Annotated in this window: 17 protein-coding genes; 6 read left to right on the forward strand and 11 right to left on the reverse strand. The window is 73.3% G+C overall.

Annotation, left to right across the window (positions count from 1 at the left end; all coding sequences use genetic code 11):
- Positions 1 to 28: 28 nt before the first annotated feature.
- A complete protein-coding gene (locus tag Adu01nite_RS32070) occupies positions 29 to 2,962 on the forward strand; it encodes a DNRLRE domain-containing protein (protein WP_203732476.1) in 2,934 nt (977 codons plus the stop codon).
- Between the two features lie 48 nt (positions 2,963 to 3,010).
- Here the strand turns inward: Adu01nite_RS32070 and Adu01nite_RS32075 are convergent, their stop codons facing one another.
- From Adu01nite_RS32075 to Adu01nite_RS32085, 3 genes are all read right to left on the reverse strand, one after another.
- Entirely contained in the window at positions 3,011 to 3,289 is a 279-nt protein-coding gene (locus Adu01nite_RS32075) for a hypothetical protein (protein WP_203732478.1), read from the reverse strand.
- Positions 3,290 to 3,524: 235 nt separating this feature from the next.
- A complete protein-coding gene (locus Adu01nite_RS32080) occupies positions 3,525 to 4,829 on the reverse strand; it encodes a radical SAM/SPASM domain-containing protein (protein WP_203732480.1) in 1,305 nt (434 codons plus the stop codon).
- On the reverse strand, positions 4,826 to 5,278 hold the full coding sequence (locus Adu01nite_RS32085; RefSeq protein ID WP_203732482.1) for a hypothetical protein: 453 nt from the start codon (positions 5,276 to 5,278) through the stop codon (positions 4,826 to 4,828). Before Adu01nite_RS32085 ends, Adu01nite_RS32080 begins: the two co-directional genes overlap by 4 nt.
- 180 nt (positions 5,279 to 5,458) lie before the next feature.
- Between Adu01nite_RS32085 and Adu01nite_RS32090 the strand changes: the two genes are divergently transcribed.
- Positions 5,459 to 8,263: a helix-turn-helix transcriptional regulator gene (locus Adu01nite_RS32090; RefSeq protein WP_203732485.1), complete on the forward strand. Its 2,805-nt coding sequence runs from the start codon at positions 5,459 to 5,461 to the stop codon at positions 8,261 to 8,263.
- Between the two features lie 91 nt (positions 8,264 to 8,354).
- Complete coding sequence (locus tag Adu01nite_RS32095; RefSeq protein WP_203732487.1) at positions 8,355 to 9,044, forward strand: response regulator; 690 nt, start codon at positions 8,355 to 8,357, stop codon at positions 9,042 to 9,044.
- Positions 9,045 to 9,059: 15 nt separating this feature from the next.
- Here Adu01nite_RS32095 and Adu01nite_RS32100 read toward each other — a convergent pair whose 3' ends face one another.
- Both Adu01nite_RS32100 and Adu01nite_RS32105 read right to left on the reverse strand, forming a co-directional pair.
- Positions 9,060 to 10,946, reverse strand: coding sequence for a zinc metalloprotease (locus Adu01nite_RS32100; RefSeq protein ID WP_203732489.1), 1,887 nt, complete (start codon positions 10,944 to 10,946; stop codon positions 9,060 to 9,062).
- A 96-nt stretch (positions 10,947 to 11,042) separates the two neighbouring features.
- Positions 11,043 to 11,945: an RDD family protein gene (locus tag Adu01nite_RS32105; RefSeq protein WP_239132847.1), complete on the reverse strand. Its 903-nt coding sequence runs from the start codon at positions 11,943 to 11,945 to the stop codon at positions 11,043 to 11,045.
- A 46-nt stretch (positions 11,946 to 11,991) separates the two neighbouring features.
- On the opposite strand from Adu01nite_RS32105, the gene Adu01nite_RS32110 reads away from it, so the two are divergent.
- Positions 11,992 to 12,960 (forward strand): stage II sporulation protein M, encoded by a 969-nt coding sequence (locus tag Adu01nite_RS32110; protein ID WP_239132848.1) that lies wholly within the window; start codon positions 11,992 to 11,994, stop codon positions 12,958 to 12,960.
- On the opposite strand, the gene Adu01nite_RS32115 is transcribed toward Adu01nite_RS32110, so the two are convergent.
- Genes Adu01nite_RS32115 through Adu01nite_RS32135 form a run of 5 tightly spaced genes read right to left on the reverse strand, consistent with a single transcriptional unit; the run spans position 12,957 to position 17,986 of the window.
- Entirely contained in the window at positions 12,957 to 14,273 is a 1,317-nt protein-coding gene (locus tag Adu01nite_RS32115; protein WP_203732491.1) for a DUF58 domain-containing protein, read from the reverse strand. The genes Adu01nite_RS32110 and Adu01nite_RS32115 overlap by 4 nt on opposite strands.
- Entirely contained in the window at positions 14,270 to 15,232 is a 963-nt protein-coding gene (locus Adu01nite_RS32120; protein ID WP_203732493.1) for an AAA family ATPase, read from the reverse strand. The genes Adu01nite_RS32115 and Adu01nite_RS32120 overlap by 4 nt, the downstream gene beginning before the upstream one ends.
- Positions 15,229 to 16,506, reverse strand: a complete 1,278-nt coding sequence (locus Adu01nite_RS32125) for a DUF4350 domain-containing protein (RefSeq protein WP_203732495.1) — start codon at positions 16,504 to 16,506, stop codon at positions 15,229 to 15,231. Before Adu01nite_RS32125 ends, Adu01nite_RS32120 begins: the two co-directional genes overlap by 4 nt.
- Positions 16,503 to 17,126: a DUF4129 domain-containing protein gene (locus tag Adu01nite_RS32130; protein WP_203732497.1), complete on the reverse strand. Its 624-nt coding sequence runs from the start codon at positions 17,124 to 17,126 to the stop codon at positions 16,503 to 16,505. The genes Adu01nite_RS32125 and Adu01nite_RS32130 overlap by 4 nt, the downstream gene beginning before the upstream one ends.
- A complete protein-coding gene (locus Adu01nite_RS32135) occupies positions 17,123 to 17,986 on the reverse strand; it encodes a hypothetical protein (protein WP_203732499.1) in 864 nt (287 codons plus the stop codon). The genes Adu01nite_RS32130 and Adu01nite_RS32135 overlap by 4 nt, the downstream gene beginning before the upstream one ends.
- Positions 17,987 to 18,095: 109 nt before the next feature.
- Here Adu01nite_RS32135 and Adu01nite_RS32140 point away from each other — a divergent pair, with 109 nt between their 5' ends.
- A complete protein-coding gene (locus tag Adu01nite_RS32140; protein WP_203732501.1) occupies positions 18,096 to 20,564 on the forward strand; it encodes a glycoside hydrolase family 28 protein in 2,469 nt (822 codons plus the stop codon).
- A gap of 62 nt (positions 20,565 to 20,626) precedes the next feature.
- Positions 20,627 to 21,577 (forward strand): glycoside hydrolase family 26 protein, encoded by a 951-nt coding sequence (locus tag Adu01nite_RS32145; protein ID WP_203732504.1) that lies wholly within the window; start codon positions 20,627 to 20,629, stop codon positions 21,575 to 21,577.
- Between the two features lie 6 nt (positions 21,578 to 21,583).
- On the opposite strand, the gene Adu01nite_RS48595 is transcribed toward Adu01nite_RS32145, so the two are convergent.
- Entirely contained in the window at positions 21,584 to 22,558 is a 975-nt protein-coding gene (locus tag Adu01nite_RS48595; protein ID WP_203732506.1) for an SEC-C domain-containing protein, read from the reverse strand.
- Positions 22,559 to 22,569: the final 11 nt, after the last annotated feature.

The following is a 22,569-nucleotide window of genomic DNA, read 5'->3' on the forward strand; positions in this document are numbered from 1 at the left end:
ACGCGGCGAGAAACCGGGGAGAAGCACCATGAAAACTAAATCGCGCCGCATTCTGCGCGGCGCCACCGTCCTCGCTCTGGTGGCCGCTTCGGCGACCGGGCCGGCTCAGCCCGCCCAGGCCATGAACTATTCCAGCGCTCCGCTGAGCGCGTGGACCTTCACGGATTCGGCCACCCCCACCACCGCCTCGGTGAAGCCGGCCGGCAACGCGCCGGTCGGCTCCACCGTCGACGGAGCCGGCACCACCCACACCCGCCGCGCCTACTTCACCTTCGACCTCGCCGCCTTCCGCGGCCAGGCGATCCACAAGGCCAGCCTCTCGATGTACGAGACCGAGGTCGCCGACTGCACCACGCCCGCGCCGATCGAGATCTGGCGCACCGGCAAGGTCACCGACAAGTCGACCTGGCGCAAGTCCCCCGCCGAGCTCGAGCTCGTCGCCCAGCGCACGCTCGGCGCCGGGCCCTACTGCCCGGGCGCGTACGTGAGCGTCGACGTGGCCGGCTACGTCACCGCGGCGCTCGCCCGGAACGAGAAAACCCTGAGTTTCGGCGTACGCCTGGCGGCCGCGGCCGAGCCCGACCCGAAGGCCGGGCGCTCGCTGCACCCGATGCTGCTGAGCATGACCACCAACACCGTGCCGACGGTCAGCGCCCAGCGACTGCGCAACCCGGACCGGGCCTGCGGCACGCTCGATCGGCACCCGGCGGCCGGCGGCACCACGTACTTCACCGCGACGGTCACCGACCCCGACCCGAACGCGTACGTGACCACGGACTTCTCGCTGTGGCCGGTGGACAACCCGGAGACGAAAACCCGGTTCGGGTACGGCTACGGCTTCACCCCCCTGGTCAGCACCGACCTGCGCGCCTACCCGGACGGCACCGTGCTGGCCTGGAGTGTCCAGGCCAAGGACGACGACGATCAGGGCGAGTGGGGTAAAACCTGCTACCTGACGATCGACAACACCGCCCCGGCCGCCGCGCCGGCGGTCATCGCGCGCAAGTACGTCGAGACGCAGTACCCGGGCGCCGGTGGCCCGGGGGTGGCCGGCACGTTCCTGCTCGACGCGCAGGGCGACCGCGACGTGGTCGCCTTCGACTACTACGAGAACCAGAGCCAGATCAGCACCACGGTCGCCGCCAACCACCCGGGCGGCCGGGCGAAGATCAGCGTGACGCCGTTCCGCGCCGGTGACGACCAGCTCAACGCCCGGTCGGTGGACCGGGCCGGCAACCGCGGTCCCTGGAAGAACTACGCGTTCTACGTCCGGGACACCGCGCCGCGCATCGACGTGCTGATCGGCGGGGTCGGCCTGCCGAGCACGATCAACCTCTACTCGCGCGCCACCGACGTCACCTCGTTCGGCTTCACCGTCGACGGCGGGCCGGAGACCACCGTGCCGGCGGTCGACAGCAAGGCCACCGCCCAGGTCGTGTTCGCCACCAAGGGCACGAAGACGATCGTCAGCCGCAGCTACGCGGGCAAGAAGATGATCGGGTCGGACACCCAGCAGATCTACGTCGACGACGCCCCGAAGCTGGCGTCCGCGCAGTTCCTGTTCCCGGCCGAGCCGATCCTCGGCGATCAGGGCACCTTCACGTTCACCCCGCGCACCACCGGCGTGGTCGCCTACCTGTACGACTTCGGCGACGGCGACCAGAAACGGGTGGACGCGGCCGCGGACGGCACGGCCACCCTGGCGTGGACGGCGACCAAGCCCGGCTACTTCTCCCTGGGCGTGACGTCGGTGACCGCCGACGGGACCCGCTCGACCACGGCGTACGACCAGTTCTGGGTCACCGACACGCGCCCGGCGATCTGGTCGGACGCCGGGCAGTGCTGCCCGGTCCGGGACGGCGTGGGCGTGCCGGTGCGGGTGTCGCTGTCCAGTGATCTGCCCGGGGTGACCGGCTTCGTCTACAGCTACGACGGCGGGCCCGAGAAGACCACCACCGACGGTGCCGCCTACACCGACGTCACGGTGACCCCGGCCCACGTCGGGGACAGCACCTTCACCGCCCGCGCCATCTTCGCCGACGGCACCTTCTCGCCGTCGAACACCATCACCATCAGCATCACCAACGCGCCGGTCGTGACCAACAAGGGGCCGTACGCGGACTACGCCGTGGTCGGCCGGGAGTCGACGCTGACCTTCAAGCCGGCGACGCCGGACGTGGTCAGCTACCGCTACCAGTGGATCGGTGACCCGGACGGTTCGCAGACCGTCGACGCCGCAGCGGACGGCTCGGCCCAGGTCGTCTGGACCGCCGCCTACGTCAGCGTCCCCATGCTCGGCGTCGTCGCCGTCTCCCGGGACGGCACCGAGTCGGACGAGCGGCGGATCTACGTCGAGATCAACGACCCGGGCGTCGAGTACGAAGGTTCGTGGAACGACTGGTTCCCGGCCGGTGGTGTCGGCGTGCCCGGCCGACTCGGCTTCTTCGGCGGCTGGGGCGGCATGGCCGACGCGACGGTGAAGTACCTCTGGCATGTCAACGACGGTGCCGTGCAGGAGGTCACGCGGGACGAGAACTCCTCGGTCACCGACGTGTCGTACACCCCGGACCGCACCGGCGAGAACACCCTGTACGTGCAGCGTCAGTTCACCGACGGGGTTCTCTCCCCGATCCGGCAGTACACGCTGATGGTCGGCGCCGAGGTGTTCGTGCAGTCGGCCGACTATCCGGCCGGCAGCTGGAAGGGCGGGCCCGGCGTGGCCGGGACGTTCCACCTCAGCGGTGGCCTGCCGGGCGTGGTGTCGTTCGACTACCGGTTCACCGATGGTAACGGCGCGGAGGCGGCCGCGGGCACGGCCGCGGCGGACTCGTCCGGGGCGGCCGACGTGGTGTTCACCCCGGCGACCGGCTTCAGTTGGCACACGCTGACCGTCACCGGCCACACCGCGGACGGAACGGCGACCGATGAGACGACGTACAGCTTTGGAGTGAATCAGGGCTGAGTGCTTGCCGCACCGGCCGGCGTTCCCGCCGGCCGGTGCGTCGATCCGTCAGAACGGTGCGGGCCCACTGCCGGCGAGAGACATCAGCACCTGCGTGGCAAGAAGCTTGCGTACGCCGGTGACGTTGACCTCCCCCACCTGGTCGTAGGGCAGCTCCAAGGACAGTCCGGCACTCGCGTTGCGTACGTCCGCGGTGACCTGATCCGGACGGAACGTGCCACCCCAGCCGTCGATGCCGCCGCGCTGGTTGGTGCTGAGCGATGCCATGCCGGAAACGCGTGTGCCGTCGGCGAGAGTCAGCCTCGCCGGACCGGAATAGGTCGTCATGGTGGTCAACCGTATCCGGCGGCCCGGGGTCGTGAACCGCACAGGGGTGACTCGCTACGCTCGGAGGCGATGCCGACGGACGCGTTCGCCTCCCGGCCGAGCCCGCTCGGGCCGCCGGCCTGCAAGATCTTGTCGAGCAATTGCGCCTGCTCAGGGCGTAGGCCGTGACCCCCGGCTACGCTGAAGGGGCATGGCCGGGGTCGGCAAGAATCCGGGCGCACCCGGCCTGAGGTGGTCAGCCGGCTTTCTGCGCGTGCCGGGCGATCATCCGGCCCACCTGCTCCTGCCGCCGGAAGCGGAAGGTCGAGCAGCGGGAGTCGCGGGTGCGCGGGTCCATCGCGTGGTAGGCGCAGCCACCCATGCACACCGGCAGCGCCGGGCAGGATCGGCACTCCTCGTCGCCGAACGGGTCGTAGGTCAGCCATTTCATCAGCCGGTCCCCGGCGCGCGGCCAATCGAGCAGGTTGCCCACCACCTCGGCCGGATCGCCCACCGTCTCGGTGCATTTGTAGAGCTCCCCGCGCGACCCGACGATCAGCTCGTTGTCCCGGACCGCGGTGCACGGCGCACCGACCGGGCCGGGCGGGGCCGAGGTGGCGAAGCCGAGGGCCTCGGCCTGCCGGAGGAATTCCTGCTCCACCGACGCGTACTCCGGCCGGGGCAGGCAGTCGACCCGATAGCTGCCGCTCGGCGCACCGGCCCGGCCGGCCGGGGTCACGACCTGCGCCGGGTGGACGCCGACCCGCCCGGCGAGGCCGGCCGCCGCGAGGATCGCCAGCAGTCGCGGGTAGTCGCCGGCGTTGCCCCGGTCGAGGTTGACCCGCACGGTGACGTCGATCAGCCCGGCCACCGCCACGATGTTGGCCAGCAGGGTGTCGAACGTGCCGCGGCCGCCGGCCAGCGGGCGGCGGCGGTCGTGCACCTCGGGCGGCCCGTCGACGGTCACCTGGGCGGTGGTGACGCCCCGATCCCGCAGCTGCCCGGCCACCTCGGCGGTCAGCAGGTAGCCGTTGGTGATGATGCCGGCCGAGTAGCCCACCCCGGCCGCATCGGTCCGGGCCCGCAGCTCGTCCGAGAGGCTCAACAGGGCGGGCAGGCCGACCAGGGGTTCCCCGCCGTACCAGAGGACGGCCAGCTCGCGCACGTCCGGCAGCTTGCGGTCGACCAGGCGCAGCAGGCGTTCCTGGACGGTGCCGTCGAGCAGCGACGGATGCTTGGCCTCGAAGCAGTACGGGCAGTCGAAGTTGCACCCGAGGCTGGTGACGACGGTCAGGTGGAAGCGGTCCGGGTTGCGCCGGGTCGCCGCGTACCGCAGGCGGAGCAGGTCGAGCTCGTCGGCGGCGTCCGGGATCAGCACCTGGGCGGCGACGAGGTCGTGCAGCAGGTCCACGTCGACCGGCACGTCGTCGTGGCCGGCCAGGAAAAGCCGGATAGGTTCGCGCTGCCCGGCCGGGACCGCCACGATCCGGCCGGAGATGCCGTTGTGGACCCACCATCGCGGGCCGTCCGCCACCCAGGTGTTGTAGCCGGACTCCTTCACGGCAGGTTGCGGCGGACCGCGCGGTGCGCATCGGGACCCCACACCACCACGACCTCGCGACCGTGGAAGGGCGCGGGGGTGATCGGCGTCCGGGCCGGGGCGGCCTCGGCGATCGCACCACAGAAGTTGGCCGGGCCGAGGAGCGCCGCAGCGCTCTGGACGGCGGCCGCCAGCTGGATCCGGGCCTCGTTCTCCAGCTGCGCGCGGACGTCGACCTCCGGTTCCGGCTCGGGTTCCGGCTCGCCCGCCACGTTGGCCTGCGGCGGAGCGGCCGGGGGCTGGGCGGCGGGCGGCTGCGTCGCCTGGAGGAGCCGGCGCTGCCCCTCGGCCAGACCGTCGACATAGGCCATGACCACCAGGGCGGCCGACCGGACCTCCTCGGGAAGCGCCCGGAGAGCGTCGCCGTCGATACGGATGGCGTTCAGCCCAGAAGGATTGGCGTCGGTCATGATCGATCAACTTCCGGTCGAAGTGGCTGGCGAAAGATCGCACTTAATGATCGGAAATCCGGCGGAGTCGCTCCGCTCACACTTCCGAGCGATAAGACGCCAGTCAATCAACCGATCATCTATTCACGCCAGCCGATAATCAGGTGCGAGGTCCGACGCCGCGCCCCTAGCATCGCGGTCATGGGCCGGCCAACGGACGACAGGCCTTCCAGGATCGTCGAACGCACGCGTGAGCTCGGCGCGCTCGACGACTGCCTGCGGGAGATCCGGTCCGGCCGCGCCCGGGTCCTGATGTTCTCCGGGGTGGCCGGGATCGGCAAGACCGCCCTGCTCGAGGCTGCCCGCGACCGGGCCGCCGACGACGACGTGCGGGTGCTGTGGGCGCGTGCGCCACAGAGCACCGCCCCCATGCCGTACGCGTTGATGCGCCGCCTCCTCGGCCCCGCGGTGGCCGAGCGCGGCGGCCCGGCCGCGCTGACCGGCGCGGCCGCCTTCGCCGCTCCCCTGTTCACCCCGAGCGGCGAGCTCGCCGCCGGGGTCGACTACGGATGCCAGTGGCTGCTCGCGTCGCTCGCCGACGACGGGCCGATGCTGGTGGCGATCGACGACGCGCACTGGGCCGACGCCGAATCGCTGCGGGTGCTCGCCGACGCGGCCGAGGACCTGCAGCGCGCTCCCCTGGCGATCGTGGTGACCACCCGCCCCACCGCCGACCTCGCCGTGCAGCCGATGCTGTCCCGGCTCGCCACGCTCAGTTCGGCGGGCCTGCTGCACCTGGCCCCGCTCACCGAGGCGGGCGTCACGACGGTGGTGCGCCAGGCGTTCGGCAAGCCGCCCGACCCCTCGTTCGCCCGGGCCTGCGCGCAGGCCAGCGGCGGCAACGTCTTCTACCTGCGCGAGCTGGTCCGGCCGATGGCCGCGGCCGGCCTGCCCCCGGCCGCGGCGGCCGTCTCCGAGCTGACCGCGATCGGGCCGGACGCGCTGGTGTGGACGCTGCGCGGCCGCCTCGGCGAGCTGGGCGCGGAGGCCGGCGAGGTGGCCCGGGCGGCCGCCGTGCTCGGCGACGACACCCCGCTGCGCGACGTGGCCGCGCTGGCCGGGACCGACCTGCGGCAGGCCGGTCTGCAGGCCCGGCGGCTCGCCGGGGCGGCCGTGCTGGCCCGCACCGACCCGGTGTCCTTCCCGCACCCGCTGGTCCGGTCGGCGATCGAGCAGACCATCGACCCGGGCGGGCTCGGCGTCCTGCACGCCCGGGCGGCCGAGATCCTGCGCGCGGCCGGTGCACCGGCCGCGCAGATCACCCAGCACCTGCTGCTGGCCCCGCCGGCCGGGGACGCCGCGGTGGCCGAGTTGCTGACCGCGGAGGGGCACCACGCCCTGATGACCGGTGCGGCCGCTACCGCGCTGCACCTGATGCGGCGGGCGCTCGCCGAGCCGCCCCCGCCGCCGGACCGGCCGGCCGCCCTGCTGGCGCTGGCCGAGGCGGAACGCGCCGTGGGCGAGCCGGCCCAGGCCGCCGCACACCTGACCGAGGTGATCGAGACCGGGCCGCGGGAGCCGGCCCTGCGGGCGATGGCCGACCTGTTCGAGGTGCTCTACGACATCGAGGACCAGGACGGCGCGCGGCGGCTGGACGAGCGCGCGCTCGACGCCCGGCCGTACGGGGACAGCCCGGCCGAGCTGCGCCTGCGCGCCGTGCTGCTGGTCCGGCACGCCAACGGCCTGGTGACCCGGGCGCCGGCCGCGCTGGCCGACCTCGACGTGGACCGGCTGCCGACCGACTCCGGCGAGCACCGGCGGCTGCTGCTGTCCGCCGCGATCCAGCTCCGGGCGGCCGGGGCCTGCACCGCCGAGCAGTTCGTGACCTATCTGCGCCGGTCGGTGCGCGACCTGCCGGCCGACCGGCCGCTGACCTACTGGGAGGTGCTGGCCGCCCTCAACTCGGCCGCCTTCCTGGCCGCGGCCGAGGCGATGACCGACGCCGACGCCGTCCTGGAGCGGCTGCGACCGGACGTGGCCCGGCTGCGCGGCGTCGCCCCCGACGTGCAGGCCGAGTGGACCCAGCGGACGGTGCTGAACACGCTGCGCCGCGGCCGGTTCGAGGAGGCCGGCGCCCGCCTCGGCGAGGCCGCCGAGTTCGCCGCCCGGCACGGCCTGGTCGTCTACACCGCGCTGGCCGCCTACGCGCGCGGCTGGATCGAGCTGGAGCGCGGCAACTACGCCGAGGCCGGGCGGCTCGTGCTCGACGGCCCGGTCGAGGAGGGCATCGCGGGTGCCCTCGGCGAGCTGCTGTCCGGCCGCCCGAAAGAGGCGCTGCGGCTGCTCGACCTGCCCACCGATCCGGCGGCGCCGGTCGGCGAGCGGGAGATCGAGTTCGAGTCGCACCTGGTCGCCAGCCATGCCTGGGAGCTGCTCGGCGACCGCGACGCGGCTCTCCGGGCGGCGGACCGGGAGCTGGCCATCCGGCGCCGGCACGGGCCGTCGTTCCGGCTCGCCCTGGCGCTGCGCCGGCGCGCGTCGTTCGCCCCGGCCCGCACCGCCCTGGAACTGCTCGACGAAGCGGCCGAGGCCTGCGCCGGCACTCCCCGGCTGCCGGTGCTGGCCCGGGTGCACGCCGCCCGCGGCTCGGCGATGCGCCGAGCCGGGCAGTTGCGGGCCGCTCGCACCGAGCTGGCGGTCGCCCTCGACCTGGCCGACCGCTCCGGCCTGACCCGGCTGCGCGAGCGAGTCGCCGGGGAGTTGCGAGCGTCCGGCGGCCGGCCCCGGCGGACCAGGGTGACCGGGGTGGGTTCGCTGACCGACGGCCAGGCGGCGGTGGCCCGGCTCGCGGCGAGCGGCTGCACCAACCGGGAGATCGCGGAAAAGTTCTACGTCACCATCAAGACAGTCGAGACACATCTGGCCGCGGTCTACCGCAAACTCGAGGTGTCCGGCCGCGAGCACCTGGCGGCCGCGCTGGGCGACGACCCGCAAATCTCAGGGTAGGCACCCTGACGCTGCGGGTCCCGCCCGCACCCACCCTGGATCCCATGGTGAGAGTGGACTTTTCCCTGGTGCATCGGCCCGGAGCGACGACATGCTGACCCGGGTGCTGGTCGCCGACGACCACCCGCTGGTCCGCGCCGGGCTCAGCGCGCTGCTGGCCGCCCATCCCGGCATCACGGTGGTGGCCGAGGTGGCCGCGGGCGAGGACATCGTCCGGACGACCGCGGCGAATCAGCCCGACGTCGTACTCATGGAACTGAACATGCCGGGCTGCGACGGCCTGGACGTGATCGCCGAGATCGTCGCGGACAACCGGCGGTACGCTCCGGCCCGGCCGGTGCGCGTGCTGGCGATGACCGACGAGTGGGATCTGCTCCGGGCGTACGCGGCGCTGCGGGCCGGCGCCTCCGGGCTGCTGCTCAAGACCCGGCCGCCGGACGTGGTCCTCGGTGCCCTGCGCGCGGTGACGCTGGACGGCACCTGGCTGGACCCGGCCGTCGTCCACGACATGCTGACCGAGCTGGCGAGCCGGCCGGTCACCGGGGAGAGCGCCTGGGTGATCATGGAACGGCTGACCGCCCGGGAACGCGAGGTGCTGGTGCTGCTGGCCCACGGGCTCGGCAACCACGAGATCGCGGCCCGGCTGGTGGTCAGCGAGGCCACCGTCCGCACCCACGTGGGCCGGATCCTGATGAAGCTGGACTGCCGGGACCGGACCAAGGCGGTCGTCGTCGCGTACCGCTCGGGGCTGGTCCGGGTCCCGGCCGGAGTCGCGGCCTGAGAACCGGCCGGACTTTCAACGCTGGACCCGGAAGATGTCACCCGAGCGAACCAGGGTGAACAGATCGCGGGTCTTCTCCGCGGTGGCCTCGTCGAAGCAGAGCATGGCCGTCTCGTCGGAGGTCAGGGCGCCGAGCGTCGCGAAGGCACGGTCGGTGTCGGCCGGGTGGCTCGAGTACTTGCCGTCGGTGAACCGCACGTACGGCCGGCTGGCGTCCAGCCCGAGGCTGCGGGTGATGGTGGCGGCGATCGGATCGGCCGGTCCGGCCGTCGCCATCCGCTCCTCGCGGATCGCCGACAGCGAGTCCCGGGCGGCGCCGAGCACCTCGCTGCCGCCGAGGGCGAACCACGCGCCCACGTCCGGCCGCTGGAGCACCGCGGCGTGGTCCTCGTCCCGCCGCGAGCGCGGGTAGGCGACCCGGACCCGCAGCGTCCGGCCCCGGATGACGTTGTCCCCGGGCAGCGACAGCAGCGGGGTGAGCAGGTAGGTGCCCGGCTCGGCCATCGGGAACCCGCCCGCACCGAACGTGAGACTGACGTTCTCGGTGATCGAGTCGCCGGGCTCCAGCTGGTCGTCGTCGCCGGTGAAGTCGATCAGGCAGCGCTGCACCATGGGCACGAACGACCGCGCGTCGGCGCCGATCGTGCCGCTCCCGTCGCCCGGCCCTCGCTCCACGATGATCTCCAGGTGACCGGCCTTGATGTCGAGCGCGCCCGGCGGCAGCGGCACCGCCGCCGGCCCGGTGTTCCCCAGGGTCACCTGCAGGTAGATCGGCTGCCCGAACTCGAAGACCGCGCCGCGGGCCGGCGGTTCGAGGGTCAGCCGGAAACCGGGCGTCGGGGCGGCCGGGATGAACGCCGGATTGGTGCCCGGCGCCGCACCCCAGTAGTCGGCCGAGTGGAACGGCGCGGTGCCCGGCTCGACCGAGGTGCGCGGCCCGTGCCGCAGGAACGCCAGCTCGTCGTCGTCGAAGCGGTACGCGAACCGGTCCCAGAACAGCGCGGCCTGATTGCCGCCGTCGTACATCCAGTCGTAGTTCATGAACGACGTCGAATCGGCCCGGCCGACCGGCCGCTCGAACCGGTGGACCAGATTGCAGGTGTGGCCGAGCTCGTGCACCACGGTCTGGATGATCCGCCGGTCGTGGTCGGCCGGGTCGGTCCGGGCCCGGATCTCGTCGGCGAAGACCGCGCAGCCCTGCCGGGGAAGGCCGCCGCCGATGTCGAACATGACGCCGTACAGGCCTTTCTTGACCGGGCGGCCCAGCATGAGCAGGTGCGCCTGCCAGGCCGGGGCGTCCAGCCGGGCCTGCGCGGCCCAGGTCATCCAGTCGTCGAGGACCCCGAAGACGACCGACTCGTCCCACAGCCAGCCGTCGGCCTGGCGCGGGATGCCGGTCGGTTCGCCGGCCTCGGGCACCGCGAAGCCGGCGCCGCGCAGGCACTCCCGGAACCCGGTCGGGGTGCCGTTCCACTGCACCGGCTCGGGCGGCCGCACCCCCTCCTCGGTCTCGGTCTCGACCCCCAGCTCGCGGAACTCCGGCCCGGCCCAGCGGACCACGACGGTCACCGTCGCGCCGACCGGCAGCCCGTTCACCGCCCGGTCCCAGGTGAATCGCACGGTGGCCGCGCCGGGGTCGCCCGGCACCGGGCCGGCCGCGATCTCGGCGGCGATGATCATGCCGTTGGCCGACTGCCAGATCGCCGGCCAGGAGCCGGGCAGCTCGGCCGTCACGTCCGGCCGGGTCCGGGCCGAACCCAGATAACCGTCGCCCGCCTGGCGGAGGAGAAAGAGGTCGCCGCTGACGATGCCGGCGTCCGCGTCGATCCGAAGTTCGACCCGGACGGTGCCGTTGTCGCCCTGGTAGCGACCGTCGCTCAGGTTCTGATCAGCGTTGTCCATACCCGCCAGTCTCATGGCGGATCGGGCGTAACTCGTCGGCCGCACAGCTGATTTCCGATGTCGGATCACAGACGTACGCCTACGTAAATCTGCGTGTTAGTCGGCCGGGGCGGCCGGGCGCACGGCGGGCCGGGACGGGTGGTGCGGCAGCCTCATCTGGCCGTAGCCCGGCAGCAGGCGGTCGGTGATGATGCGGCCCGCCACCAGCTGCGCGGTGGACCGCCGCCGGCGCTCGGCCAGGACCGCGGAGAGGACCAGCCAGGACGGCGCGAGCGGCGGTGGCGGCGGGGTCACCCGGGCCAGCACCTCCGCATACAGCATCCGGTCCAGCGACCCGCGGTAGGGCTCGCGGATCTCCCGCGCCCGGGACAGGAACTGCCCGATCGAGCCGGCCAGGGCGTCGTCGATCGCCGACAGGTCGGCGGTGGCCGCCCACGGCGCGAGGTCGACCGGGGTGCCGGGCACGAACCGGAACGGCGCCGGCCGTCGCTCGTGGATCACCAGGGTGCCGGCGGCCAGGTCGCCGAGCCGGCGGCCCTGGTCCGAGGCGATCATCACGGCCAGGCTGCCGGCCCAGGTCACCAGCGGCAGCAGCAGGCCCGGCCACTCGACCGCGAGGCCGACCAGTGCCCGGGTGAACGCGTGCCGGGCCCGGATCGGGCCGCCGTCCTCGCGGATCACCCGCAGGCCCATCGCCGCCTTGCCGGGGCTGCGGCCGTTGGTCATGGTCTCCACGATCGTCGGGTAGGCCAGCAGCACCACGACGACCAGGATGGTGAACATGGCCTCGCGCAGGGCGCCGTCCACCGTGCCGTAGGGCAGGGCGGGCACGATGCTGCCCAGGATGCCCAGCAGGAACAGGCAGACGACCGCCTGCAGCAGGATGTCGAGCATCAATGCGATGGCCCGCGAGCCGAGCCGGGCCGGGCGCAGATCGAGGGCGACGGCCTCGGCGGTGACCAGTCCGGTGCCGCTGTCCACGGTCGAGGGGGAACTCACCGGGACAGTCTCCACTAAGATCCGCCTCGACAGGGGGGCAGCGGCTTTGATCGATCTCGACGCGTACGTCGCCGAGCACGGCGGCGAGTGGCAACGGCTGGAGGTGCTGGCCGGGCGCCGCCGGCTGTCCGCGTCCGAGGCGGACGAGCTGGTGCTGCTCTACCAGCGGGCGGCCACCCATCTGTCGGCGCTGCGCGGCCGCAGCCCCGACCCGGTCGTCGTCGCCGACCTGTCCCGGCTGATGCTGGCCGGCCGGGCCGCGGTCACCCGCACCAGCGGCGGCTTCTCGCTGCGCCCGGTCGCCGAGTTCGTGGCGTACACGTTCCCGGCCGCGCTCTACCGGACCCGCCGCTGGTGGGGCGGCCTCAGCGTGTTGCTGATCGCGCTCACGGCCGTCCTGATCCGGTACATGTCGACCCACCCCGCCGCGATCGCCGCGTTCCTCGACGACCAGAAGGTCCAGGACCTGGCCGCCAACGACTTCGTCGGCTACTACAGCGAGTTCCGGGCGGAGAATTTCGCCCTGCAGGTCTGGACGCACAACGCCCTGGTCACCGCCCAGTGCCTGGCCGCCGGCGTGCTGATCCTGCCGGTCTTCTACCTGCTCGCCGCCAACCTGCTCAACCTCGGCATCCTCGGCGGCGTGATGGTCCGCGAGGGCCTGGCCGGCACCTTCCTGACCTACCTCGCCCCGCACGGCCTGCTCGAGCTCACCTGCATGTTCATCGGGGCCGGGGTGGGCCTGCGGATCGGCTGGTCATGGATCGCGCCCGGCCCGCTGCGCACCCGGCGGCAGTCGCTGGTCGCCTGGGCCCGCGAGGGCATGGTGGTCGCGGTCGGCCTGGTGCCCACCCTGGCGATGGCCGGCGTGCTGGAGGCGTTCATCACGCCGTCGGCTCTGCCGCCGACGATCCGCATCGGCATCGGCGCCGCGGTCTGGCTTGCTTTCCTTGCGTACGCCGTGGGCTGGGGCCGCATCGCCCACGAACACCGCCCGCAGGCCGTCGATCTCTAGAGCCGGCCGGTCGCTTTCAGCAGCAGGTACACGTCCGCGACCTTGCTCGCGAAGGTGTCCGCGTCGGCGTCCACCACGGTCGCGCCGGAGCGGTCGAGCAGATCGCGCAGCCGGTCCCGCTGGCCCAGCACCCGTTCCGCGGCCGCCGCCGCGTGCACGTCCGCCGCCGACACCTCGGCCGGCAGCGTGGCCAGCCGGGCCATCGCCGGGTCGCGCACGCCCGCGACGACCACCTTGTGCCGGGCGGCGAGCCGCGGCAGCAACGGCAGCAGTCCCTCGATCATCGGGGCGATGTCGAGCGCCGTGAAGATCACCACGAGGGATCGTTTCCGGTCACGGCGCAGCAGTTCGCGGCCCAGCAGCGAGTAGTCGGTCTCGGCCAGCGCCGGTTCCAGCGAGGCGAGGGCGTCGATCAGCCGGGGCAGCTGCGTGCGATGCCCGCCGCCGGCCACCCGGGCCCGCACCACGGTGTCCAGCGCGAGCAGGTCGACCCGGTCGTCGGCCCGGGCGGCCAGCACCGACAGCAGCAGTGCCGCGTCGATCGAGGCGTCCAGCCGGGGCACGTCGCCGATCCGGACCGCCGACGTCCGCCCGGTGTCGAGCACGCAGAACACCCGCCGGTCGCGCTCGGGCCGCCAGGTGCGGACCACCACGTCGTGGTGGCGGGCACTCCCCCGCCAGTCGATCGACCGGACGTCGTCGCCGATCACGTACTCGCGCAGCACGTCGAACTCGGTGCCGTGCCCGCGGCCGCGGGTGACCGCCGACCCGTCGAGGACCCGGATCCGGGCCAGCTTCTCCGGCAGGATCCGCCGGGACGGGAAGAGCGGCAGGACCCGCAGCGTCCACGGCGGGGTGACCTTCTCGTTCCACTTGCGGCGGCGCTGCCGGTAGGCGAGCCCGAGCGGCCCGCGCGAGCGCAACGTGACCCGGACGGCGGGCCGGTCTCCGTGCCGGGTCGGCACGAGCGTGGTGACGACCTCCTGCTCGGCGCCCGGCGGCAGGGTGAGGGCGTGCTGGAGCGGCCCGGCCCCGGCCGACGGGACCCAGCTGTCGCGCAGGCTCAGCCGTACCGTCCGCCGCCCGCCGTTGGTCACGGTGAGCCTGCTGGTCGCGCCGTTGCCGAGCCAGACCGTGCGGTCGCCGTCGCGGCGCAGCCGCAGGCCGGTCAGCGGGCCGGCGACCGCCAGGTCGATCAGGGCGAGCAGCAGCGCGACCGCGAGCACCCCGGCAACCGCGAGCCAGGGTGCCGGCAGCAGCGCGGGCAGCGGCAGACCCACCGCGACCAGCACGGCGAACCGCCGGGTGATCATCGTGGGGCCGGCACCGCGGCCAGGACCGCGGCCAGCACCGACTCGACGGTGACCCCGTCCAGCTCGGCGTCGGCGCGCAGCCGGACCCGGTGCCGCAGGGTCGGCAGGAGGTAGCTCTTCACGTCGTCCGGCACCACGTAGTCGCGGCCGAGCAGCCAGGCGAACGCCTTGGCCACCGCCAGCAGCGCGGTCGCGCCGCGCGGCGAGGCGCCCAGCTCGAGCGCGGGGGCGACCCGGGTGGCCCGGCACAGGTCCACGATGTACGCCATGACCGGGTCGGCGACCTCGACCCGCTGCACCGCGGCGCGGGCGGCGGCCAGGTCGGCGACGCCCGCGACCGGGACGATCCCGGCCGCCTTGAGGTCGCGCGGGTCGAAGCCGCGGTGGTGGGCGCGCAGCACCTCGAGCTCGGCCTCCCGCTCCGGCAGCGGCACGGTCAGCTTGAGCAGGAAGCGGTCGAGCTGGGCCTCGGGCAGTGGGTAGGTGCCTTCGTACTCGATCGGGTTCTGGGTGGCGGCGACCAGGAACGGCTGGGGCAGCGGCCGAGGCGTGCCGTCCACGCTGACCTGGCGTTCCTCCATCGCCTCCAGCAGCGACGCCTGGGTCTTCGGCGGGGTGCGGTTGATCTCGTCGGCGAGGAGCAGGTTGGTGAAGACCGGCCCGGCCCGGAAGTTGAACGCGGCGGTCCGCGAGTCGTAGACCAGCGACCCGGTGACGTCGCCGGGCATCAGGTCGGGGGTGAACTGGACCCGCTTGGTGTCCAGGTCGAGGGCGGCGGCCAGGGCCCGGATCAGCAGCGTCTTGGCCACCCCGGGGACGCCCTCGAGCAGCACGTGGCCGCCGCAGAGCAGGGCGACCACGACCCCGCCGATCACCACGTCCTGGCCGACGACGGCCTTGCCGACCTCGGTGCGCAGCCGGCCCAGGGCGAGGCGGGCTTCTTCGGCGTCGGGCGTCACGACTGTTCTCCCTCAAAAATTGCCGCCGCGGAATTGGCGGTGATCTCACGTTCCAGGTTCTGCACGGCGGCCGCCATCGCGATCAGCTCGTCGTCGTTCTCCGGGACGACGGCGCTGCCCAGGATGTCCCGGACGCCGTCCTCCTCGAGCCCGGCCGCCTCGGCGATGTCCGCGATGCCGGCGCCGGGCGGCAGGCCGAGGTGAACGGCCAGCCGGCGCCGGGCGGCGGTCCGGAGGATCGCCAGCGACGCACCGCGGGCGCGGGCCCGCTGGTAGAGCCGGGCGTGTCCGAGCAGGGTCTCCAGGGCCGGCACCCGGGACGGCAGCGGTTCGGCCACCGGGGTGCCGAGCCGGCGGGCGGCCGCGACGGCCAGGGCGAGCAGCGCGGCCGCGAGCAGCACGACGGTCGCCCAGAACGCCGGCGGGAACGCCTGGCCGAGCGGATTCGGCGGGCTCTCCGCCGCCTGCTCCGGCTGCTCCTGCGGCCCGTCGGTCGGGTCGGCGGGCCGCCCGTCGCCGGGGCTCGCCTCGCCCGTCGCGGTGGTCTGCTGCGGGGTGGTGGGCGGCGTCGGTTCGCTCGACGGCGGCGGGGGCTCTTCCCGCTCGTGCACGTCCAGCCAGACCACCCGGCCGGCCTGGCTGAGCAGGCCCTCGGCGAGGGTGGCGTTGCCGTGTTCGCCGATCCGGTCGTTGCGGAACGGGTCGGCGGCCCCGGCCACCGTGACCACGGCACCGCCGTAGGCGACGGTCAGCAGCGCACCGTCGTAGCAGTCACCGCCGTAGCTCAGGTCCCGGACCGCGGCCGGTCCGGCCGCCGCGGCGGTCGGGTCGGTGCAGCCCGGCTCGGCGGTCGTCGCGGTCCACCGGTCGCCGTGCACCTCGATCGGCCAGTCGGACCGGTCGAGCGCCGCCCGGGTCGGCGCGACCAGCACGACCCTGGTCCCGGTGGGCAGCCGGCCGAACGTGCTGAGCTGGGACGTGTCGACGAGGCCCGGGGTGGTGACCAGCAGGGTGCTGCCGCCACCGGTCCACAGTGCGGTCAGCGCGTCGACGGTGCTGGTCACCCGTTCCACGACCACGCCCTCGCCGCGCAGCCGGGCGGCGAGCGTGCCGCCGCCGATCCCGGCGTCGCTGACCGGCGACAGGTAGTCGGCGTCCTCCGGGTCGGGCTGCGCGATCGCGTGCACCACGAGGGTGCCGGTGACCAGCGCGAAGAGGATCACGAAGGGTACGGCGAGGCGCAGCCACCGCCGTCTGCGCCGGGTCGTCGTCATTGCGGCCGCCGGCTGGGCACGGTCGCGCGGACCTGGTCGGTGAGCGTACGCATCCGCTCGTCGTGCCCGGGCGACGCTTCCCGCTGCCCGTACCAGATCTCGGAGAAGATGGCGGTGGCGCCGCCGAGCGGTGCGCCGATCGCCGGCCGGCGGTCGGCGGCGTCCGCGGCGAGCTCGGCGGCGGTGGTGCCGGGCTGCGGCGCGATCACGCCGGCCCGGGTCAGGTCGGCGACGGTGTCGCGCAGCCGTTCGCGGATCGCCTCGGCATAGCGGCCCTCGGCCGCGAGCCGGTCGGCCAGCGACATCCCCGGGCGGGGCGCGGCGACCACCGTCGCTTCTCCGTCGTCCGCCACCGGCTCGGGGGCCGCACGTGCTGCTTTGACCCGGCGGGGCTTGCGCCGGCGGGGCTTGCGCCGGCGACGACGCCATCGGGGCAGCCTGAACTTCGGCATCCGGAGGCGCGGAAGCCTGACCCTCGGCAGCCGGCGCGGAACCCACGCCGGGAACCAGTACCAGAGCACCGCGATCAGGCCGGTGATCAGCAGGAGCAGCAGGAACACGAGCGGCGCCGGCACCCGGTCGAACAGGCGCCCGACGAGCTCGTCGTACCCGCGGGTCATCGCGCGACCACCAGGATCGCCGCCTCGTCCCCGCCGCGCGCCCGGCGGTGCCGCAGCGCGATGTCCAGGCCCTCGACCCGGATCCGCGCCTCCACCAGCAGCACCGCGTCGAGGCAGGCCAGCGCCGCGTACGCCACCGTGTTCGCCAGCCCCCAGGCGATCGCCGTCGCCCAGGGCAGCCAGTCCGCCCCGGACACGTCGGACAGGCCGAGGACCAGGGCCGCCACCGCGAGCCAGCCGGTGCCCAGCGCGAACCGGATCACCAGCCAGGTCAGATAGCCGAGGATCCGGATCCGCGCGACCCGCAGGCCGCCGCTCGCCGACAGACTGGCCGAGCGGCCCAGCGCCCGGAACGGGTTGCCCACCCGGTCCATCGCCAGCACCGGTGTGACCAGCCCGAAGAACGCGCCGACGAGGACCAGGCCGACGCCGCCGAGATAGGTGGCGAACCAGGCGAGCACGGTCAGCGCCAGGGCGATCAGCAGTGCTCCGATCGGCCGGGCCCGCCACCACAGCCGCCAGCCGCCGGTCCGATGGCCGAGCAGGGCCGGCCCGGCGGCCGCACCGGCGTAGGCGCCGAGCAGCGCGATGATCCCGACCTCCAGGGCCAGCCCGGTCACCGTGATCTCCCACCAGCGGCCCCAGTCGTCGCCCGGGAACCAGAACGGCGGCGCCAGCTCCGCACGCGTACGCAATAAAGCCAGAAGCCACTGCTCAGCCGCCGCCAGCACGGCGGCCGGGACCAACAGCGGAAGCGCACGCTGCCTCAGCAGCGCGACAGCGCTGTCCAGCGACTCCCCCGCCGTCGTCGCCCGCAACGGCAGAACGGGCGGCAGGCGCGTCCCCCCGTCATCCGGCATGGGCGAATCCTAGGAGATCAATACCCGGTGCCGCTGCCCGGCCGCCGCCCCCATCGCGGCCGATGGATCTGGTTCGATGCGATGCACATCCATCCACGGGGGAGCAGAAATGACCGGGAGACGACGACGGCTCGCCATGGCGGCCGCGGTCCTGCTGACCATCACCGGCCTCGGTCCGGCGGTCGCGCAGGCGGCGGCGGTGCCCGACTTCGACTTCAACGACGCCGCGGTGGGCACGCTGCCGGCCGGCTGGTCAGTTTCGGACAGCGGCGCCACCGTCGGCGTCGTCCCGGTGCCGGATGCGGTCAACCGGAGCCTGCAGGTGACCGGGGCCGGAACCGCGACGACGACGCTGACCGCGCTCACCGGGACGGTCCGGGCCGAGGCCCGGGTCCGCGGTTCCGGCGTGGCCGGACGCCTCGACGTGCTGACCATCGCCGGCAACGCCGGGCCGGTGGCGAGCGTCGTCATCCGCAACGGCGACCTGGCCGGCACGGCCGCCGCCGACAACCGGTGGTATGCGATCCGGGCCGAGCTGAACACCGCCGACCGGCAGTGGGACCTCTACGTCGACGGCGCGCGGCTGATCACCGACGCGCCGTTCGAGTCGGCGTCGACCGAGCTGACCGCGCTGTCGACCGGGGTCCCGGACGGCTACGCCGGCAGCGTGAACGTGGACGACGTGGTGGTGCGCGCGATCCCGGCGCCGTCGGTGTCGTACCTGGTCGAGGACGGTTTCAACGACGCGCCGGTCGGGGCGCCACCGGCCGGTTACCAGGCGACCGCGGGCGTCGCGGTGGTCGCCACCCCGAGCGCCGCCGACCGCAGCCTGCGCCTGGCCAAGAGCACGACCGCCGACGGGGTCAGCGCGCTGCGGTCCTTCCCCGCGCAGAGCGCCGTCTTCTTCGTGCACGCCAACCTGCGCACCGACGAGACCACCGGCACCAAGGTGGCGCTCTACCTGCAGAACGACGCGGCCAGTCCGGTCATCTCGCTCCAGTTCGTCCAGAATCACCTTGTCTACTGGGACGGCACCACCGGCTACCAGCTGGCCACGATCACGGCCGGCGAGTGGTACACGGTGCACCTGGCGATCAACGTCACCACGCATCGGTTCGAGATCTACATCGACGGGAAGCGCTTCTCCCCCTCGGCCACCGCCGGGTCGACCTCGGTGCCGCAGTGGGTGTTCCGCGACCAGACGGCGACCAGCATCAGCCGGCTGCTGTTCGGGGTCGGCGCCGGGCAGACCGGCACGGTGATGGTGGACAACCTGCTCGTCTACCAGAACGCCCCGGCCGACCTCGGCACGATCAAGGACGTGACCGCGTACGGCGCGGTGCCGGACGGCACGACGCTGAACACGGCGGCCATCCAGCGGGCGATCGACGAGACCCCGGCCGGCGGCACGGTCAAGCTGGACGGCGGCGCTTTCCGGACCGGCAGCCTGCGCCTCAAGTCGGACATGACGCTGTGGATCTCCCGCGGCTCGACGCTGCTCGGCAGCCAGGCCGACGCCGACTATCCACTGATCAGGAACGGCTCGCCGGAGACCGGCATCGGCGACTGGAAGGCCCTGCTCTACTCGATCGGGGCGAGCAACATCCGGATCGACGGCGGCGGCACGATCGACGGCAACGGCACCGCGGCGCAGTGGGTCAACTGCGAGGGCAGCGCCTGCGGCCTGGTCCGGCCGACCCTGCTGGCCCCGATGAGCGGCCGCGACATCAGCATCCGCAACGTGTACCTGCGCAACTCGGCGGCCTGGGCGGTGATGCCGGTCCAGGTCGACGGCCTGCTGATCGCCGACGTCAACCTGGACAGCGACCTCAAGTACAACCGGGACGGCATCGACGTGGTCGACAGCAGCAACGTGCTGATCGAGCGAACCACGGTGTGGGCCGACGACGACGCGATCTGCCTCAAGTCGAACACCGTGGCCGGGGTCAACCACGTCACCGTGCGGCAGTCCACGGTCGCCCGGTCGACCCGGGCCAACGGCCTGAAGCTCGGCACCGCCAGCTTCGGCGCGTTCCGCGATGTCGCCATGGAGGACGTCCTGGTCAAGCACACCGACAAGGGCGCGATCACGGTGAACGTGACCGACGGCGGGGTGGCCGCGCAGCTGGCGTTCCGGCGGATCACCGTCGACGGTTCCCGGCTCGCCTACTTCGTGCTGCTCGGCCGCCGGACCGCCGACCGCACCAACCCGCCGCTGCCCGCCTGGGCGAGCGGAGTGCGGCTGGAGGACATCACCGCGACGCACCTCGTGGAGCCGTCCATCGTGACCGGCCAGATCATCGACGGCACCACCTACCGGGTCTACGACGTGCTGGTCAGCAACGTGCGGACCGCGGTGCCGGGTGGCGTCACCAAGATCCCGGCCGAGCCGATCGAATACCGCGGCGAATACCCGGAGAGCAGCCTCTGGACCGCCACCGGCTACGGCATCCTTCCGGTGTACGGCCACTTCTTCCGGCACATCGACGGGCTGACCGTCCGCGGCGCCGAGACCGTGCCGACCTCGGCCGACGCGCGCCCGGCCATCGGCCTGCGGGACGTGCTGACCGCCGGGTGAGCGGAACTCACTCACGCATCGTCGTATGGCGATCTATTTATATGTCTGCCTACGCTCCGGCCATGGCCACGTTTCGCAGAACGCTCGCCACGGCCGCCGTCGTCATCCTTGCGACGGCGGCCGTGCCCACAGCGGCCCACGCGGCGCTGCCCACCCTCGCCGTCGGCGCGACCACCTCCGCGGCCGACACCGTCGGCAGCGGCAACACCTGCGCCGGCTTCCTCGACGAACGGACCCACCTGGGCAACCTCGGCATCCGCCGGGTGTTCGCCTCGGCCGGGCAATTACCCCCGTCCAACGCCGTCAACTGCCACAACAACAACGGCGCGGTGCTCTGGTACTCGTTCAAGACGTCCTGCACGCCGGCCGGGGTCGCGGCCGGGACCTGCGACACCGAGATCCAGAACATCGCCACGGCGATGCCGGCCGGCAGCTATCTGACCTACAACCACGAGCCCGAGAACGACATGACCGGGGTGCAGTTCGTGGCCGCGTTCCAGCGCGTCTACACGGTCGCGAAGGCGGCCAACTCGACGCTCAACGTCGTACCCATCTATATGTCTTATCAATGGCGGAGCGGGTCGACCGGCGTCACCAACAACGGCACCGGCGGGGACCGGGAGATCCAGGACTGGCTGGTCCCGGCCGCCTACGCCGACGCGTACGGGCTGGACCTCTACTGGCAGGCCAGCACCCGGGGCAGCGAACCGGACGACCCGGTCAGCGTGGACGCCGACCCGCGGATGATCCGCTGGTACAACGCGGTCTCCGGGCTCGGCAAGCCGCTGACCCTGCCGGAGTGGGGCATCGACGACGACCAGGGCACCCGGGCGTCCCGCGGTTCCGCCATCCGCGCCTCCCGGACATGGCTGACCAGCCACGACTTCCACATCATCGCCTACTGGCAGCTGGACAACTGGTATCTGGGCACCAGCACGGTCCCGGCCGGCGGCTACGCCGACCCGGACGGGGTGGCCGCGTGCCAGGAACTGGTCGCCGCGGCCACGCCCTGACCCTTTTCAGCCGCGGGAACGCGGCAGGCAGCACTTCTTGTACTTGTTGCCCGACCCGCACCAGCACGCCGCGTTGCGCTCCGGCGGCCAGCTGATCCGCCGCGAACTCGCGGCCAGCTGACGCGCGTACGCCGCCCGGGTCTTCGCCTCGGCCGGGTCCCCGGTCAGCCCGTCGAGGGCACCCGGCAGCACCGCCAGCCCGACCCGGCCCGCGCCCGCCAGCCGGACCAGTTCCGTCTCCAGGTGGGCGCGGTGCTCGTCGAAGCTCTCGCCGTACGCCGTCGCGGCCGGCCACTTCGCCCGCAGCCGCTCGAACTCGGCCTGCGGGAAGAACACCAGCTCGTGCTCGGTGGCGGCCTCCGCGGCGGTGGCGTTGGCCAGCCGGGTCTCCAGGCGCTCGGCCAGGTTGTCGTGGTTGTCGTGCGGCAGGCCGATGGCGTGCCGGATGCGGTGCCGCTGCTGGAGCAGGAAGAAGAGCTGGCCGGCGTCCTCCGCGTTGGCCGGCTCGGCGCTGTCCCGCTCGGCCAGGGTGCTCTGCACGGCCTCGGTCAGCCACTGTTCGGCGAGCCGGGCGCGCTTGCCGATGTCCAGCGCCGAGCTGAGGTAGGCGGACGCGTCCGGATAGCGGGTGAGCAGCGGGCGCAGCGGTTCGAGCTCGGCCATCGCCTCGTCGTCGTGGCCGGTCTGGAACAGGATCCGGGCGCGCAGGGCCCGGGCGGCGCCGGTCTCGCTGTCGTCCCGGGTCCCGTACGCCTCGACGGCCCGGTCCACGTAGCGCAGGGCGGCGTCGAACTTGGCCCGGCTCTCGGCGATCTCGGCCGCCAGGGCCAGGGCGTACCCGGCGTCGGCCTGGTCGGCGAGCCGCCCGGCGTCCACCGCGTCGGCGAGCTCGGCCGCGACGCCCAGCGGATCGGCCGCGCCGAGCGCCGAGCGCCGAATCTCATTCAGGTCTGCACTGGTCAAATCGGTTTTCAACGACACGTCGACACCGT

The sequence above is a fragment of the Paractinoplanes durhamensis genome, assembly GCF_016862175.1.
In the GTDB taxonomy this organism is placed as follows: Bacteria; Actinomycetota; Actinomycetes; order Mycobacteriales; family Micromonosporaceae; genus Actinoplanes; species Actinoplanes durhamensis.

Coding starts and splice junctions, on each gene's coding strand:
- Adu01nite_RS32115 (WP_203732491.1), bottom strand. CDS start 14,273: ATGATCACCCGGCGGTTCGCCGTGCTGGTCGCGGTGGGTCTGCCGCTG.
- Adu01nite_RS32100 (WP_203732489.1), bottom strand. CDS start 10,946: ATGGACAACGCTGATCAGAACCTGAGCGACGGTCGCTACCAGGGCGAC.
- Adu01nite_RS32075 (WP_203732478.1), bottom strand. CDS start 3,289: ATGACGACCTATTCCGGTCCGGCGAGGCTGACTCTCGCCGACGGCACA.
- Adu01nite_RS32145 (WP_203732504.1), top strand. CDS start 20,627: ATGGCCACGTTTCGCAGAACGCTCGCCACGGCCGCCGTCGTCATCCTT.
- Adu01nite_RS32125 (WP_203732495.1), bottom strand. CDS start 16,506: ATGACGACGACCCGGCGCAGACGGCGGTGGCTGCGCCTCGCCGTACCC.
- Adu01nite_RS32135 (WP_203732499.1), bottom strand. CDS start 17,986: ATGCCGGATGACGGGGGGACGCGCCTGCCGCCCGTTCTGCCGTTGCGG.
- Adu01nite_RS32130 (WP_203732497.1), bottom strand. CDS start 17,126: ATGACCCGCGGGTACGACGAGCTCGTCGGGCGCCTGTTCGACCGGGTG.
- Adu01nite_RS32070 (WP_203732476.1), top strand. CDS start 29: ATGAAAACTAAATCGCGCCGCATTCTGCGCGGCGCCACCGTCCTCGCT.
- Adu01nite_RS32085 (WP_203732482.1), bottom strand. CDS start 5,278: ATGACCGACGCCAATCCTTCTGGGCTGAACGCCATCCGTATCGACGGC.
- Adu01nite_RS32095 (WP_203732487.1), top strand. CDS start 8,355: ATGCTGACCCGGGTGCTGGTCGCCGACGACCACCCGCTGGTCCGCGCC.
- Adu01nite_RS32090 (WP_203732485.1), top strand. CDS start 5,459: ATGGGCCGGCCAACGGACGACAGGCCTTCCAGGATCGTCGAACGCACG.
- Adu01nite_RS32140 (WP_203732501.1), top strand. CDS start 18,096: ATGACCGGGAGACGACGACGGCTCGCCATGGCGGCCGCGGTCCTGCTG.